11 protein-coding genes are annotated in these 14,289 nt (G+C 68.2%); 10 read left to right on the forward strand and 1 reads right to left on the reverse strand.

Features of this window, described 5'->3' with window-relative positions; all coding sequences use genetic code 11:
* Positions 1–496: 496 nt before the first annotated feature.
* The 4 genes from ngcE to IE241_RS33925 all read left to right on the forward strand — a co-directional run bounded on the left by ngcE (position 497) and on the right by IE241_RS33925 (position 4,512).
* Positions 497–1,939, forward strand: a complete 1,443-nt coding sequence (gene ngcE, locus IE241_RS00980; RefSeq protein ID WP_190019622.1) for an N-acetylglucosamine/diacetylchitobiose ABC transporter substrate-binding protein — start codon at positions 497–499, stop codon at positions 1,937–1,939.
* A gap of 124 nt (positions 1,940–2,063) precedes the next feature.
* Positions 2,064–2,981 (forward strand): carbohydrate ABC transporter permease, encoded by a 918-nt coding sequence (locus tag IE241_RS00985; protein ID WP_190019623.1) that lies wholly within the window; start codon positions 2,064–2,066, stop codon positions 2,979–2,981.
* A gap of 34 nt (positions 2,982–3,015) precedes the next feature.
* On the forward strand, positions 3,016–3,927 hold the full coding sequence (locus IE241_RS00990; protein ID WP_190019624.1) for a carbohydrate ABC transporter permease: 912 nt from the start codon (positions 3,016–3,018) through the stop codon (positions 3,925–3,927).
* Positions 3,928–3,957: 30 nt separating this feature from the next.
* The gene (locus IE241_RS33925; RefSeq protein WP_229898661.1) at positions 3,958–4,512 is read left to right on the forward strand and encodes a hypothetical protein; all 555 of its coding nucleotides are present in this window, start codon (positions 3,958–3,960) and stop codon (positions 4,510–4,512) included.
* A 107-nt stretch (positions 4,513–4,619) separates the two neighbouring features.
* Here IE241_RS33925 and IE241_RS01000 read toward each other — a convergent pair whose 3' ends face one another.
* On the reverse strand, positions 4,620–5,069 hold the full coding sequence (locus IE241_RS01000) for a hypothetical protein (protein WP_190019625.1): 450 nt from the start codon (positions 5,067–5,069) through the stop codon (positions 4,620–4,622).
* A gap of 340 nt (positions 5,070–5,409) precedes the next feature.
* On the opposite strand from IE241_RS01000, the gene IE241_RS01005 reads away from it, so the two are divergent.
* The 6 genes from IE241_RS01005 to IE241_RS01030 all read left to right on the forward strand — a co-directional run bounded on the left by IE241_RS01005 (position 5,410) and on the right by IE241_RS01030 (position 14,265).
* On the forward strand, positions 5,410–6,609 hold the full coding sequence (locus tag IE241_RS01005) for an ROK family transcriptional regulator (RefSeq protein ID WP_190020383.1): 1,200 nt from the start codon (positions 5,410–5,412) through the stop codon (positions 6,607–6,609).
* 187 nt (positions 6,610–6,796) lie between these two features.
* Positions 6,797–7,903, forward strand: a complete 1,107-nt coding sequence (locus tag IE241_RS01010) for a substrate-binding domain-containing protein (protein ID WP_190019626.1) — start codon at positions 6,797–6,799, stop codon at positions 7,901–7,903.
* Positions 7,904–7,914: 11 nt separating this feature from the next.
* Positions 7,915–8,745, forward strand: a complete 831-nt coding sequence (locus tag IE241_RS01015) for an ATP-binding cassette domain-containing protein (protein WP_190019627.1) — start codon at positions 7,915–7,917, stop codon at positions 8,743–8,745.
* Complete coding sequence (locus tag IE241_RS01020; protein ID WP_190019628.1) at positions 8,742–10,034, forward strand: sugar ABC transporter permease; 1,293 nt, start codon at positions 8,742–8,744, stop codon at positions 10,032–10,034. Before IE241_RS01015 ends, IE241_RS01020 begins: the two co-directional genes overlap by 4 nt.
* A 369-nt stretch (positions 10,035–10,403) precedes the next feature.
* Positions 10,404–12,374 carry a 1-deoxy-D-xylulose-5-phosphate synthase gene (gene dxs / locus IE241_RS01025; protein WP_190019629.1) on the forward strand — a complete coding sequence of 657 codons (1,971 nt, stop codon included), beginning with the start codon at positions 10,404–10,406 and terminating at the stop codon, positions 12,372–12,374.
* A gap of 388 nt (positions 12,375–12,762) precedes the next feature.
* Positions 12,763–14,265 carry an amino acid permease gene (locus tag IE241_RS01030; RefSeq protein WP_229898662.1) on the forward strand — a complete coding sequence of 501 codons (1,503 nt, stop codon included), beginning with the start codon at positions 12,763–12,765 and terminating at the stop codon, positions 14,263–14,265.
* The last annotated feature ends 24 nt before the right edge of the window (positions 14,266–14,289 follow it).

Consider the following 14,289-nt stretch of genomic DNA (forward strand, 5'->3'; position numbering starts at 1 on the left):
GGAGGTGGGCGGGCCCTCGTATCGTGGAGGGTCCCGGCCCGGGGGGATCTCACCCCGGGGAGGTCTCAACTAGGGAAAGACTGAAGGCCGAAGCTGCTTCCGATCTTGCCCAGTTGGTGAGAAGTGGACTATACCTGTCGGCGACCGGGGAGGCCTTGAGGGTCGAGGCCTTGAGGGTCGTCGCCGCGGCGGATCCGGGGGAGCGCGGCGGGGGGAGAACGCCGCGGGCACGTCACCGCTCCCGGCGCACATGCATCCAGCACGCCCAGCACGCCCAGCACGCCCAGTACGGCAGCAGCACATCCGGCACACCCGGCACAGCCGGCACGGCAAGTACAGCCAGCACACCCGAGCAGATCCAGCACACTCCGCACACCCAGTACACCCAGCACACTCAGCTTCAACCGACGCGCGGTGTCGGGCCCTTCGTCGACTCTTGTGAACAAGGGGAGTACCGGTCCACCGCCCGAGTCCTGGAGAAGGCGAGGCCTTGAGCATGGGATCCACAGGGGAATTCAGGGAATTCGGCCGGCGCGGCCTGATCAAGAGAGCGGCCGCACTCGGTCTGATCGCGGTGCCGTCGATGGGCGTGCTGAGCGCCTGCGCCAGCGGGGACAGCGGCGGCGACAACAAGGTCGACAAGGGCAAGAAGAGCGAGAAGAACCCGCTAGCGGTCAACGAGTCCGCGCAGCTCGACGTCGTCATCTTCGACGGCGGCTTCGGCCAGCAGTACGCCAAGGACGCCGAGGCCGAGTACAAGGCGGCGTACCCCAAGGCCGACGTCAAGCACGGCGCCACGCAGGAGATCCAGACCCAGCTGCAGCCCCGCTTCAACGGCGGGACCCCGCCCGACCTGATCGACAACTCCGGTGCCAAGCAGATGGACACGGGCACCCTGGTCGGCAAGAAGCAGCTGACCGACCTGAATGCGCTGCTGGACGCGCCGTCGATCGACGACCCGTCGAAGAAGGTACGGGACACGCTGCGCCCGGGCGTCGTCGAGATGGGGCAGTTCGAGGGCCAGGAGACATGGGTCCTCTACTACGCCTACACCGTCTACGGCGTCTGGTATTCGAAGACGGCGCTGGAGAAGCTGGACGCGCAGTACCCCGAGACGTGGGACGAGATGCTCGCCGTCTGCGAGAAGGCGAAGAAGAAGGGGATCGCCGGCTGGACGTACCCCGGCAAGTTCCCGTACTACCTGCCGTTCAGCCTCTACCCCTTCATCGCGAAGATCGGCGGCCGGGAGGTCATCGACCGGATCGACAACCTGGAGCCCAACGCCTGGAAGGACCCGGCCGTCAAGGCGGCCTTCGAGGCCTATTACGAGCTCTACAAGAAGGGCTACATCCTCCAGGGCACCCCCGGCCTCACCCACATCGAATCGCAGACCGCCTGGAACCAGGGCAAGGCCCTGTTCATCCCCAACGGTTCATGGGTGGAGAACGAGTCGAAGAAGACGACACCTGCCGATTTCAAGATGTCCGTGGGTGCGCCGTCGAGCCTCGACGCCAAGCGCGACAAGATGCCCTTCGGCACGATCTGGGCCTCCGGCGGCGAGCCCTTCATCGTCCCGAAGAACGCCAAGAACCCGCAGGGCGGCATGGAATTGCTGCGCATCATGCTGGGCAAGAAGTCCTCGCAGAACTTCATCAAGCAGGTCTCGTCCCTGACGTCGCTGAACGGCGGCACGGAGGGTCTGACGCTCCCGCCCGGTCTGAGCTCGTCCCAGGAGGCCCTCGCCAAGGCCGGCCAGAACGTGATCAACCCGCGGATCGGGGACTGGTACACCGCTCTGCAGAAGGAGAAGATCGGCGTGGCCGCGCTCGGCGAGATGATGGCCGGCCGGATGACCCCGGACGAGACGATCAACAAGATCCAGAAATTCGCGGACGACGCGCGCAAGGACGACTCGATCAAGAAGTACCGGCACAAGTAGCGGGGCGGGGCGGAAACGAGCGCGGGCGTGGGTGCGGGCGTGAGCGCGGGCGTAGGCGTGGGTGTGAGCGCGTGCGTGAGCGCGGGCACGGCCGCGCTCGCGGGGAGATCGGAGTCGCAGGGAAATGCAGCACGGTAAGTACCGGTTCATCGTGGGGTTCCTGGCCGTACCCCTGGCGATCTACGCGGTGTTCGTGATCTCGCCGTTCCTCCAGGCCATCTACTACTCCTTCACGGACTGGACCGGCCTGAGTCCCGACTTCAAGATGGTCGGGTTCGGGAACTACCGGAAGATGTTCGCCGACGACGTGTTCTGGAAGTCCGTCGGCCACAACGTCCTGTTGCTGCTGGTACTTCCGCTGGTGACACTGGGACTGGGGCTCTTCTTCGCCTTCATGCTCAACGTGGGCGGACGGCGGAGGAAGAACGCCGCGGTCGCGGGCGTCCGGGGCTCCGGTCTCTACAAGGTCGTCTACTTCTTCCCGCAGGTCCTGTCGATCGCCATCGTGGCGCTGCTGTTCCAGTTCGCGTACAACCCGAACAGCGGCGCGCTGAACTCCTTCCTCAGCGCCGTGGGCCTGGATTCCGTGCAGCCGAACTGGCTCGGTGACCCGGATCTCGCACTGTGGTGCGTGATGGCGGTGATGGTGTGGAGCAACGTGGGCTTCTACGTCGTCCTGTTCTCGGCCGGCATGAGCTCCATCCCCAAGGACTTCTACGAGGCCGCGCTGCTGGACGGCGCGAACCGCATCCAGACGTTCTTCCGGATCACGCTGCCCCTGCTGTGGGACACCGTCCAGACCGGCTGGGTCTACATGGGCATCATGGCGCTCGACGGATTCGCGGTCGTGCAGATCATGACGGTGGGCCCCGGCGGGCCGGACTATTCGACCGAAGTGCTCGCGTACTTCCTCTACACGAAGGCATTCCGCGACGGGCAGGCCGGATACGCGACCACCCTGGGTGTCGCCCTGCTCATCGTCACCATGATCTTCGCCGGCATCGTGATGAAGCTGGGCCGGCGCGAACGGCTGGAGTTCTGAGATGGGCGGCGCGGAAAACGGCGCAGAGACCGCAATGACCGCGGAGACCCCGGAGACTGCGGAGACCGCAGTGACCGAGGCTCCGGTGGTCGACTCCCCCGGAGGGCGCATCGGCACCGAGGGAAGAATCCTCAACGTCTTCTCGCACGGCGTGCTGATCCTCTGGGCCCTGATGGTCACGCTGCCGCTGCTGTGGGCGGTGATGAGCGCCCTCAAGGACGACAAGTCCATCTTCACCTCGCCCTGGGCGCTGCCCACGAGCCTGCACTTCGACAACTGGTCGAGGGCGTGGTCGCAGGCGCACATGAGCGAGTACTTCATGAACTCGGTCGTGGTGGTGGCGGGTTCGCTGTTCGGGACGATGCTGCTGGGCTCCATGGCGGCCTACGTCCTGGCGAGGTTCGAATTCCCGGGAAACCGCTTCGTCTACTACCTGTTCGTGGGCGGAATGAGTTTCCCGGTGATCCTCGCTCTCGTCCCGCTGTTCTTCGTCCTGAAGAACATGCAGCTGCTGGACACGTACCACGGTCTGATCCTGGTCTACATCGCCTACTCGCTGCCGTTCACGATCTTCTTCCTCAGCGGCTTCTTCCGCACCCTCCCGAGCTCCGTGGCCGAGGCCGCGATGATCGACGGCGCCTCGCACACGCGCACCTTCTTCCAGGTGATGCTGCCGATGGCGAAGCCGGGCCTGATCAGCGTCGGCATCTTCAACTTCCTGGGGCAGTGGAACCAGTACCTGCTGCCGGCGGTCCTGAACGTGGGCGACGAGGACAAGAAGCTGCTGCCGCAGGGCCTGGTGGCGCTGGCCGTCAGCCAGGGCTACAAGGGCGACTGGTCGGGCCTCTTCGCGGGCCTGGTCATCGCGATGCTGCCGGTCCTGGCGGCGTACATCGTCTTCCAGAGGCAGGTGCAGGCGGGGCTTACGGCGGGGGCGCTGAAGTAGGAGCGGGCGGATTGTGCCAGGCTCCGGGGCATGGTTTCCGATCCGGCCGACCCGTGTTTCGACGACGACGCCACGTTGCTCCTCCTGCAGTGGCTGGCCGAGCAGGGCGTTGTCGCCGTGATCTCATCCGGAGGGCAGCAGACTCTCCAGGGCGAATCTCAGGGGACGGAACCTCGGGGGACGGAACCTCAGTGGAGGTTCGATGCTCTCGCGGGGCCTGCCGTCGCCACGGAATTGAGGCAGAGCATCACGGTGGCGGAATCCTCCTTGGCACAGTGCCTGCGTTCGGCATTGCTCCGCATGCGGGAAGCGGGACTGTCCGTGGACAAAAGCCCGTGGGGGCCGGAGCTGGAACCGGAGGGCGGCATCGAGGGAATCGGGATGCTCGTCCTGGACTGGCTGGTGGAAGAGGGCGTGGGCGTCTTCCTCAAGGCGGACGGCCAGCGGAGAAGCCCTGGATGGACCTTCATAGCCGAAGGCGGGCCGTTGTCCGGGATGGTGCGCGTCGACGGTGCCACGGGTGAGCGTTGCTTCCTGCCCATGGTGGCCAGGCTTCACGAGCAGGGCCTGACCGTTCCGGTCTGAGAGTCTGAGAGCGCCGTCCCCCGACGGTATGAAGATCCCCTGGTACCGCGCCTGCCGTGGCCGGCCGGCGGCACCAGGGGGACGGCCTCTTCCAGGCCCTCGAAGGGCTACGGGCGTCGCCCGTGGGAATGGTCGTGGTCGCGGTCGTGGTCGCGGCGGTCGTCGTCGTTGCGGCCGTGGTCGTCCCGGTGGTGGTCGTTGTCCCAGCGGTGATCGTCATCACGGCGGTGGTCGTTGTCCCAGCGGTGGTCGTCGTCGCGCCGGTGGTCGTCATTGCGACCGTGGTCGTCTCCACGGTGGTCGTCGTCGCGGTGGTGGACCTCGTAGGGGTGCACCCACCAGCCGTTGTGACAGACGCGGCCTTCGGAGTCACGATCGCCCTCGTCGTAGACGCCACTGCCTCTGGTCTCCCCGCCAGGGCCGGGGCGCCCGTTGGAATAGACGTACCGGCAGTCGAGGGGGGCCGCGGACGTCGCCGCTTGCGCCACCGGGAGGACGGGCAGCGCGGCACCGGTTGCGCAGAGGACCACCAGCGCAGCACGCGCGAGATTTCGCATCGGATTGCCCTTCGTTCATCGTTGGGCCGCGCTGTCACACGGCCCCGGAGAACCACGATGGCGAAGGAAAGGGATCACCTGTGACGTATCCACACCAAACCACATGAATGCGTAATGTGGTGCGCTAGGCGTCAAATCGGGGGACGGGGGCCCGCTGCCGCGTGCCGGACGCATCTGAGCGAACGATGAGGCCTCGATGTGGTTCAAGGCCTTGACGGGGTCTCCCTCGGACGGCTCAGCTTAGAGTTCATATGTTGTATGGATGGCCGGGCTCCAGGGTTGTGGTCCGGTCGAGGGGACGGCCGGCGTGCCGTGTCCGGCTAGGCGGGAGTGGATGGGCGTGGAGACTCCGGGGTCGCAGTCGTCGCTGCACCGGGCCAACCTTGAGCGGGTCGTGCGCGCGGTGCGCAGGGCGGGGTCGCTCACCCAGGCGGAGATCGCCCGGGCCACGGGGCTGTCGGCCGCCACGGTCTCCAATATCGTGCGGGAGCTGAAGGACGGCGGGACCGTCGAGGTCACGCCCACCTCCTCCGGGGGGCGGCGGGCCCGGAGTGTGTCCCTGTCCGGCGATGCCGGGATCGTCGTCGGCGTCGACTTCGGGCATACGCATCTGCGCGTCGCCGTCGGGAACCTCGCCCAGCGCGTGCTCGCCGAGGACGCCGAGCCGCTGGATGTCGACGCTTCCGCCGCGCAGGGGCTGGAGCGGGCCGAGCGGCTGGTCAGGCGGCTGATCGCCGATACCGGGATCGACCCCGGAAAGATCATCGGGGTGGGGCTCGGCGTGCCCGGGCCCATCGACGTCGAGACCGGCACGCTCGGGTCGACCGCCATCCTGCCCGGGTGGGCCGGGACCAATCCGCGCGACGAGCTCGCCGCCCGCCTCAGCGTGCCCGTCCACGTCGACAACGATGCCAACCTCGGTGCGCTCGGCGAGCTCGTGTGGGGAGCCGGGCGCGGGGCCGCCGATCTTGCGTACATCAAGGTCGCCAGTGGCGTGGGTGCCGGGCTTGTGATCAACGGGCAGATTTACCGGGGGCCTGGCGGCACTGCCGGTGAAATCGGGCATATCACTCTTGATGAGTCCGGGCCCGTCTGCCGTTGCGGCAACCGTGGATGTCTTGAAACCTTTACCGCCGCCCGTTATGTGCTGCCCCTGCTCCATTCGGCCCACGGCACCGATCTCACCGTCGCTCGAATGGTGCAGCTCGCCCGCGAGGGCGACCCCGGCTGTCGACGGGTTATTTCGGACGTCGGGCGGCATATCGGTAGTGGTGTGGCAAATCTCTGTAATCTCCTCAATCCCCGTCGTGTCGTGCTCGGTGGCGATCTCGCGGAGTCCGGCGAGCTCGTGCTCGCGCCCATCCGTGAGTCCGTCTCGCGCTACGCGATTCCCAGCGCCGCGCGGCAGTTGGAGGTCGTCCCGGGTGCTCTCGGCGGCCGGGCCGAGGTGCTGGGTGCGCTGGCGCTCGTGCTGAGTGAGATGGGTGATTCCACCTTGCTCGACGGGCATGCTCCGGTCGGGACTCCGCTGCCTGTCTGAGCCTGTCCCGCTTGTCCGTCCCGCTTTCGCTCGGCTTCGTTCAGCCGCATTCTTGAGTTCACGCAGATAACGAATGGCATCGTTGCCATCTCGTTAAGGATTTACTTCTTGACGGCTCCTGAGGGGCCGAGTTGACTTCCAGCCACCTCGGCCGCAACGACGCGGCCTCGTCAGGGAGGTTTCTGTAATGAACACGAATCTGCGTCGTGCAGCCGTGGCCGTCGCGGCCATGTCGATGGCGGCCGGTCTCGCCGCCTGTGGCAGTGCCAAGGAGGCCGGTGGCGGGGAGGCCAAGAAGGAGAAGAAGGGCCCGCTCACCATCGGGCTCCTCCTTCCGGAGAACCAGACCGCGCGTTACGAGCGCTTCGACAAGCCGCTGATCGAGAAGAAGATCAAGGAATTGGCCGGGGCCGACACCGTCGTCCTCTACGAGAATGCCAAGCAGGACGCCTCCGTCCAGCAGCAGCAGGTCGACACGATGATCACCAAGAAGGTCGACGCGCTGATCGTCGATTCCGTGGACGCGAAGTCGATAGCCTCCTCGGTGAAGAAGGCGAACGACAAGGGCATTCCCGTCGTCGCCTACGACCGGCTGGCCGAGGGCCCGATCAAGGCCTACACCTCCGTCGACAACGAGCGCGTCGGAAAGATCCAGGGCGAGTCGCTGCTCAAGGAGCTCGGCGACAACGCCTCCAAGGGCCAGATCGTCATGATGAACGGGTCGGTCACCGACCCGAACGCCAAGATGTACAAGGACGGCGCCCACTCCGTGCTCGACGGCAAGGTCAAGGTCGGCAAGGAGTACGACACCAGGGAGTGGAAGCCGGAGAACGCCAACGAGAACATGAAGGGCGCGATCTCCTCGCTGGGCAAGGACAACATCGTCGGCGTCTACTCCGCCAACGACGGCATGGCCGGCGGCATCATCACCGCTCTGAAGAGCGCGGGCTTCGACAAGCTCCCGCCCGTCACCGGCCAGGACGCCGAGCTCTCCGCCGTCCAGCGGATCCTCTCCGACGAGCAGTTCATGAGCGTCTACAAGCCCTACAAGCCCGAGGCCGACGCCGCCGCGGAGCTGGCCGTGGCCCTCGCCCAGGGCAAGGGCCTCGACGCGGTCGCCAAGACCACCGTCGACAGCGGCACCCAGAAGAAGGTTCCCTCCGTCATCGTCACCCCCTTCGCGCTCACCAAGGGCGACATCGGGAAGTACGTCGGCCAGGAAGGTTTCTTCACCCGCGACGAGATCTGCACCGACAAGTACAAGGCGCAGTGTGACTCCGCCGGGCTGAAGTAGGGGTACCTCGGATGTCCGCCAGCAAATCCACTGCAGAATCCACCGCCGGTTCCGCCGCCCCCGTCCTCGCCCTGCGCGGGATCTCCAAGCGCTTCGGTGCCGTCCAGGCGCTCACCGACGTCGACCTGGAGATCCACGCCGGTGAGGTGGTCGCCCTCGTCGGCGACAACGGCGCCGGCAAGTCCACCCTGGTCAAGACCATCGCCGGCGTCGGCCCCGCCGACGACGGGGTCATCGAGTGGGAGGGGAAGCCGGTCACCGTCGACCGGCCGCACGCCGCCCAGGAGCTCGGCATCGCGACCGTCTACCAGGACCTCGCGCTCTGCGACAACCTCGACGTCGTCGGCAACCTCTTCCTCGGGCGCGAGATCGCCCGCGCCGGGGTGCTCGACGAGGTCGAGATGGAGCGCCGCTCCCGTGAGCTGCTCTCCACCCTGTCCATCCGGATCCCCAGCGTCCGGATCCCCATCGCCTCGCTCTCCGGCGGGCAGCGGCAGACCGTCGCCATCGCCCGCTCGCTGCTCGGCGAGCCCAAGATCGTCATCCTCGACGAGCCGACCGCGGCGCTCGGCGTCGAGCAGACCGCGCAGGTCCTGGACCTGGTCGAGCGGCTGCGCGAGCGCGGCCTCGGCGTCATCCTCATCAGCCACAACATGGCCGACGTGAAGGCCGTCGCCGACCGCGTGGCCGTCCTGCGCCTCGGCCGCAACAACGGCGTCTTCGACGTCCGGACGACCTCCCAGGAGGAGATCATCTCCGCCATCACGGGCGCCACGGACAACGCTGTCACCCGTCGTAAGGCACGTTCAGAGGGCCAGGCCCGTACGGAGGGCCAGAAGTGACCACCACCAACGGAACCAACACCGGCGGGGCCAACGGGGCCAACGGGCAGGCTCCCGCCCACGACGCCGTCCCCGCCGTCGATCCCCGCCTCCTCGTCCGCGAGGAGGGCTTCGCCGGCTACTGGAGCGAATTCCTCCGCAAGCTGCGCAGCGGCGAGCTCGGCTCCCTCCCCGTCGTCGTCGGCCTGATCATCATCGCCCTGGTCTTCCAGCTGCGGGACTCGGCCTTCCTCGGCGCGGAGAACCTCAACAACCTCTTCGTCACCGCGGCCGGCACCGGCCTGATCGCGGTCGGCATCGTCTTCGTGCTGATCCTCGGCGAGATCGATCTCTCCGTGGGCTCGGTCAGCGGGCTGGCGGCCGCCGTCTTCGCCGTGCTCAACGTGAGCCACGGCATGCCGGAGTGGCTGGCGCTCGTCCTCGCGATCCTCTCCGGTGCCGTCATCGGCGCCCTGCACGGGTTCTTCTTCGCCCGGATCGGCGTGCCCGCCTTCGTCGTCACCCTGGCGGGCCTGCTGGGCTGGAACGGCCTGATGCTGCAGGTGCTCGGCTCCAACGGCACGATCAACCTCGACGACTCGGGGCTGGTCGCGGGCCTGACCAACCACTACTTCAGCGATGTCGCCGCGGCCTACGGGCTGGCGACGGTGGCCGTGGCCGCGTTCTTCCTGGTGTCGTTCCGCGACAGCAGGCGGCGCCAGGCCGCGGGGGTGCCCAGCAGGCCGCTCAGCGAGATCGTGCTGCGCACGGTGGCGCTGGCCGTGCCCGCGTACGTGGTGGCCTGGCTCTTCAACCAGTACAAGGGCCTGCCGCTGGCCGTGGTGATCTTCCTCGGGGTCGTGGTGGCGCTCGACCTCGTGCTGCGCCGCACACCGTACGGGCGGAAGGTCTTCGCGCTCGGCGGCAGCGTGGAGGCGGCCCGCCGCGCCGGCATCAACGTCGCCGCGGTGCGGATCTCCGTCTTCGCCCTCTCCGGGACGATGGCGGCCGTCGGCGGCATGTTCCTGGCGTCGCAGATCAACGCCGCGAACCAGTCCTCCGGGGCCGGCAGCCTGCTGATGAACGCGATCGCCGCGGCCGTCATCGGCGGCACCAGCCTCTTCGGCGGGCGCGGCAAGACCTGGTCCGCCCTGCTGGGCGTGCTGGTGATCCAGTCGATCGCGTCGGGCATGGCGCTGCTGGGCATCGCCTCGGCGGTCCAGTACATGATCACGGGCGCGGTGCTGCTGGCCGCGGTGGTGATCGACTCGGTCTCCCGCAAGACCCAGAAGACCGCCGGACGGGCGTAGGCCCTGCGGGCCGCTCTCCGGTCACGGAGTACCGCCGCCGTCCGCCGCCCGTCCGGGGCGGCGGACGGCGGTGCCTTTGCGTACGCGGCGGTGCCCTTGTGCAGACGGCGGTGCCTTTGCGTACGGGTGTGCGCGCCGTCGCCGTCCGCCGGTGCGTTGTGGCTGGTCGCGCAGTTCCCCGCGCCCCTTTGGGGCGCCGTCGTGTCGCCGCGACCGTCGTACGTACGACCTATGGGGCAATTTGCCCTGTCGTCGGTCGCTCCCGTTCATCGCCACCGCGGGCGGAACATTAGACTCGACGGATCTAGAGGTTTCTCAAGACTTCTACATGTTTCTACAAGCCGACAGCTCGACGAAGAGGAGGCACGGGTGGCCCTGCTGACCCGCATCAGGGAACCGCGCGACCTGGACCGGCTCAGCCCGGAGCAGCTCGACCGGCTCGCCGCGGAGATCCGCACCTTCCTCGTCGACGCCGTCTCCAAGACCGGCGGACACCTCGGGCCCAACCTCGGCGTGGTCGAGCTGACCATCGCCATGCACCGGGTCTTCGACTCGCCGAAGGACAAGATCCTCTTCGACACCGGCCACCAGGCCTACGTCCACAAGCTGCTCACCGGCCGCCAGGACTTCTCGAAGCTGCGCGCCAAGGACGGCCTGTCGGGCTATCCCTCGCGCGCCGAGTCCGCGCACGACGTCATCGAGAACAGCCACGCCTCCACCGTGCTCGGCTGGGCCGACGGCCTCGCCAAGGCCAACCAGGTCCTGGGCAAGGACGACCACGTCGTCGCGGTCATCGGTGACGGCGCGCTCACCGGCGGCATGGCCTGGGAGGCGCTGAACAACATCGCCGTCGCCAAGGACCGCCCGCTCGTGATCGTCGTCAACGACAACGAGCGCTCCTACGAGCCCACCATCGGCGGCCTCGCCAACCACCTGGCCACCCTGCGCACCACGGACGGCTACGAGCGCTTCCTGGCCCGCGGCAAGGACATCCTCGAGCGCACCCCGGTCGTCGGCAAGCCGCTGTACGAGACGCTGCACGGCGCGAAGAAGGGCCTGAAGGACTTCATCGCCCCGCAGGGCATGTTCGAGGACCTGGGCCTGAAGTACGTCGGCCCGATCGACGGCCACGACATCGAGGCCCTGGAGTCCGCGCTGCAGCGCGCCAAGCGCTTCGGCGGGCCGGTGCTCGTGCACTGCCTGACCCAGAAGGGCCGCGGCTACAAGCACGCCGAGCAGAACGAGGCGGACCGCTTCCACGGCATCGGCGCCATCCACCCCGACACCGGCCTGCCCGTCGCCTCCGGCGGCGCCAGCTGGACCTCCGTCTTCGCCGACGAGATGGTCAAGCTCGGGCAGGAGCGCGAGGACATCGTCGCCATCACGGCGGCCATGATGCAGCCGGTCGGCCTCGGCAAATTCGCCAAGGCCTTCCCCGAGCGCGTCTACGACGTCGGCATCGCCGAGCAGCACGCGGCCACCTCCGCGGCCGGCCTGGCCACCGGCGGTCTGCACCCGGTCTTCGCCGTCTACGCCACGTTCCTCAACCGCGCCTTCGACCAGGTGCTGATGGACGTCGCCCTGCACAAGTGCGGCGTGACGTTCGTCCTCGACCGGGCGGGTGTCACCGGCGACGACGGCGCCTCGCACAACGGCATGTGGGACATGTCGATCCTGCAGGTCGTCCCCGGTCTGCGGATCGCCGCCCCGCGCGACGCCGACCAGGTCCGCGCCCAGCTGCGCGAGGCCGTCGAGGTCGACGACGCCCCCACCGTCGTCCGCTACTCCAAGGGCACCGTCGGCCCGGCCGTCGAGGCCGTGCGCCGGATCGGCGGCATGGACGTGCTGCGCGAGCCCGCCGAGGGCACGACCCGGCCGGACGTCCTCCTCGTCTCCGTCGGCGCGCTCGCCCCGATGTGCCTGGAGATCGCCGACCTGCTCGACAAGCAGGGCATCTCCTCGACCGTCGTCGACCCGCGCTGGGTCAAGCCCGTCGACGAGGCCCTGCCCGGCCTCGCCGCGAAGCACCGCGTCGTCGTCACCGTCGAGGACAACGGCCGCGTCGGCGGCGTCGGCTCGGCGGTCGCCCAGGCGCTGCGCGACGCCGGCGTGGACCTGCCGCTGCGCGACTTCGGCATCCCGCCGCGCTTCCTCGACCACGCCTCCCGCAAGGAGGTCATGGCCGAGATCGGGCTGACCGCGCCGGATATCGCGCGGCAGGTCACGGGGCTTGTCGCCAAGCTTGACGGGCGGCTTGAGGATGCGCCTACGGCTGCCGCCGCCGGGGCGGCCGAGGTCGCCGAGGGTGCCGGGGCTGCTGCGGAGCCTGCGCGCGACTAGGGCTTCGCCCTGTCGCCCGTTCCACGGGTTTCGGTCGGAGGTCGGCTGCAGGTCGTACGTGGCTGGTCGCGCAGTTCCCCGCGCCCCTTACGGGGCGTGTGCGTGGCTGGTCGCGCCCGCGCGGCAGCCGCAGGTTGACACCGCCCCGCGCCCCTTACGGGGCGTGGTGTGTGGTCGGTCGCGCACGCGCGGCGGAGCCGCAGATTGACACCGTCGGGCCGGTCGGACCACCTATCCGGGTGGTCCGGCCGGTCCGTACGCATATGGACCTCTGCGTCCCATCGGGTGAATCCTGTTGAGGGTGGCCGGTCAGGCCCCTGTCCGGCCCGGATCATCGCGGACACTCGCTCAGTTCATGGTGAGCACGCGAGCAGGTGGAGGTGGGCCGATGAGCACGAGCGAACAGCGACCTCTCGGGGAGCGCCGCGGCAAGCGCGGGGTCTTCCGTACCAAATCGGTGGAGCAGTCCATCCGGGACACCGAGGAGCCCGAGCACGCGCTCAAGAAGTCCCTCACCGCCCTCGATCTGACCGTCTTCGGCGTCGGCGTCGTCATCGGCACCGGCATCTTCGTCCTCACCGGCAAGGTCGCCAAGGAGAACGCCGGCCCGTCGGTGGCGCTGGCCTTCGTCCTCGGCGGCATCGTCTGCGGGCTCGCGGCACTGTGCTACGCCGAGTTCGCCTCCACCGTGCCGGTCGCCGGCTCCGCGTACACCTTCTCCTACGCCTCCCTCGGCGAGCTGCCCGCCTGGATCATCGGCTGGGACCTGATCCTGGAGCTGGCGCTGGGCTGCGCCGTCGTCTCCGTCGGCTGGTCCGGCTACATCCAGTCGCTGATGGACAACGTGGGCTGGCATCTGCCCGTCGCCCTGCAGGGCACGCACGAGGGCCGCTTCGGTTTCGACCTCCTCGCCTGCATCCTCGTCCTGGTGCTGACGTCGATCCTCGTCCTCGGCATGAAGCTGTCCTCGCGCGTGACGGCCGTCGTGGTCGCCGTCAAGGTCACCGTCGTGCTGATCGTGATCATCGTCGGGGCCTTCTTCATCACCGGCTCCAACTACGAGCCGTTCATCCCGAAGTCCCAGGGCACCACGGCCGGCAGCGACATCCAGGCCCCGCTCATCCAGCTGATGTTCGGCTTCTCCCCGTCGAACTTCGGCATCATGGGCATCTTCTCGGCCGCCGCCGTGGTCTTCTTCGCCTTCATCGGCTTCGACATCGTCGCCACCGCCGCCGAGGAGACCCGCAACCCCCAGCGCGACGTGCCGCGCGGCATCCTCGGCTCCCTGGCCATCTGCACGCTGCTCTACGTGGCCGTGTCCGTCGTCGTCACCGGCATGCAGAAGTACACCGAACTGTCCACGGACGCGCCGCTCGCCGACGCCTTCAAGGCCACCGGGCACCCGTTCTGGGCCGGGCTCATCAGCTTCGGCGCGGCCGTCGGCCTCACGACCGTCTGCATGATCCTGCTGCTCGGGCAGAGCCGGGTGTTCTTCGCGATGAGCCGCGACGGGCTGCTGCCGAGGATCTTCTCCCGTGTGCACCCCAAGTACGGCACGCCCTACCGGTCCACGATCCTGCTCGGCGTGGTCGTGGCCGTGCTCGCGGGCTTCACCTCGATCGACGTCCTCGCCGAACTCGTCAACATCGGCACGCTCTTCGCGTTCGTCGTGGTGGCGCTGGGCGTCGTCATCCTCCGCCGCACGCGGCCCGACCTGCCGCGGGCCTTCCGCACCCCGCTCGTGCCCGTGGTGCCTATCCTGTCGGTCCTGGCCTCGCTGTGGCTGATGCTCAATCTGACGGCCGAGACCTGGCTGCGGTTCGCCGTGTGGATGGTCGTCGGCGTCGTCGTCTACTTCGTCTACGGGCGGCAGCACAGCCGGGTGCCGTAGTCCGGCCGTAGGCCGGGGGCGCGA

It is taken from the genome of Streptomyces hiroshimensis (assembly GCF_014650335.1).
Classification (GTDB): Bacteria; Actinomycetota; Actinomycetes; order Streptomycetales; family Streptomycetaceae; genus Streptomyces; species Streptomyces hiroshimensis.

Bases quoted from the DNA above. Each gene is read 5' to 3' on its own strand.
- IE241_RS00990 (WP_190019624.1), top strand. From the start codon at position 3,016: ATGACCGCGGAGACCCCGGAGACTGCGGAGACCGCAGTGACCGAGGCT.
- ngcE (WP_190019622.1), top strand. From the start codon at position 497: ATGGGATCCACAGGGGAATTCAGGGAATTCGGCCGGCGCGGCCTGATC.
- IE241_RS01030 (WP_229898662.1), top strand. From the start codon at position 12,763: ATGAGCACGAGCGAACAGCGACCTCTCGGGGAGCGCCGCGGCAAGCGC.
- IE241_RS01010 (WP_190019626.1), top strand. From the start codon at position 6,797: ATGAACACGAATCTGCGTCGTGCAGCCGTGGCCGTCGCGGCCATGTCG.
- IE241_RS01000 (WP_190019625.1), bottom strand. From the start codon at position 5,069: ATGCGAAATCTCGCGCGTGCTGCGCTGGTGGTCCTCTGCGCAACCGGT.
- IE241_RS01015 (WP_190019627.1), top strand. From the start codon at position 7,915: ATGTCCGCCAGCAAATCCACTGCAGAATCCACCGCCGGTTCCGCCGCC.
- IE241_RS33925 (WP_229898661.1), top strand. From the start codon at position 3,958: ATGGTTTCCGATCCGGCCGACCCGTGTTTCGACGACGACGCCACGTTG.
- IE241_RS00985 (WP_190019623.1), top strand. From the start codon at position 2,064: ATGCAGCACGGTAAGTACCGGTTCATCGTGGGGTTCCTGGCCGTACCC.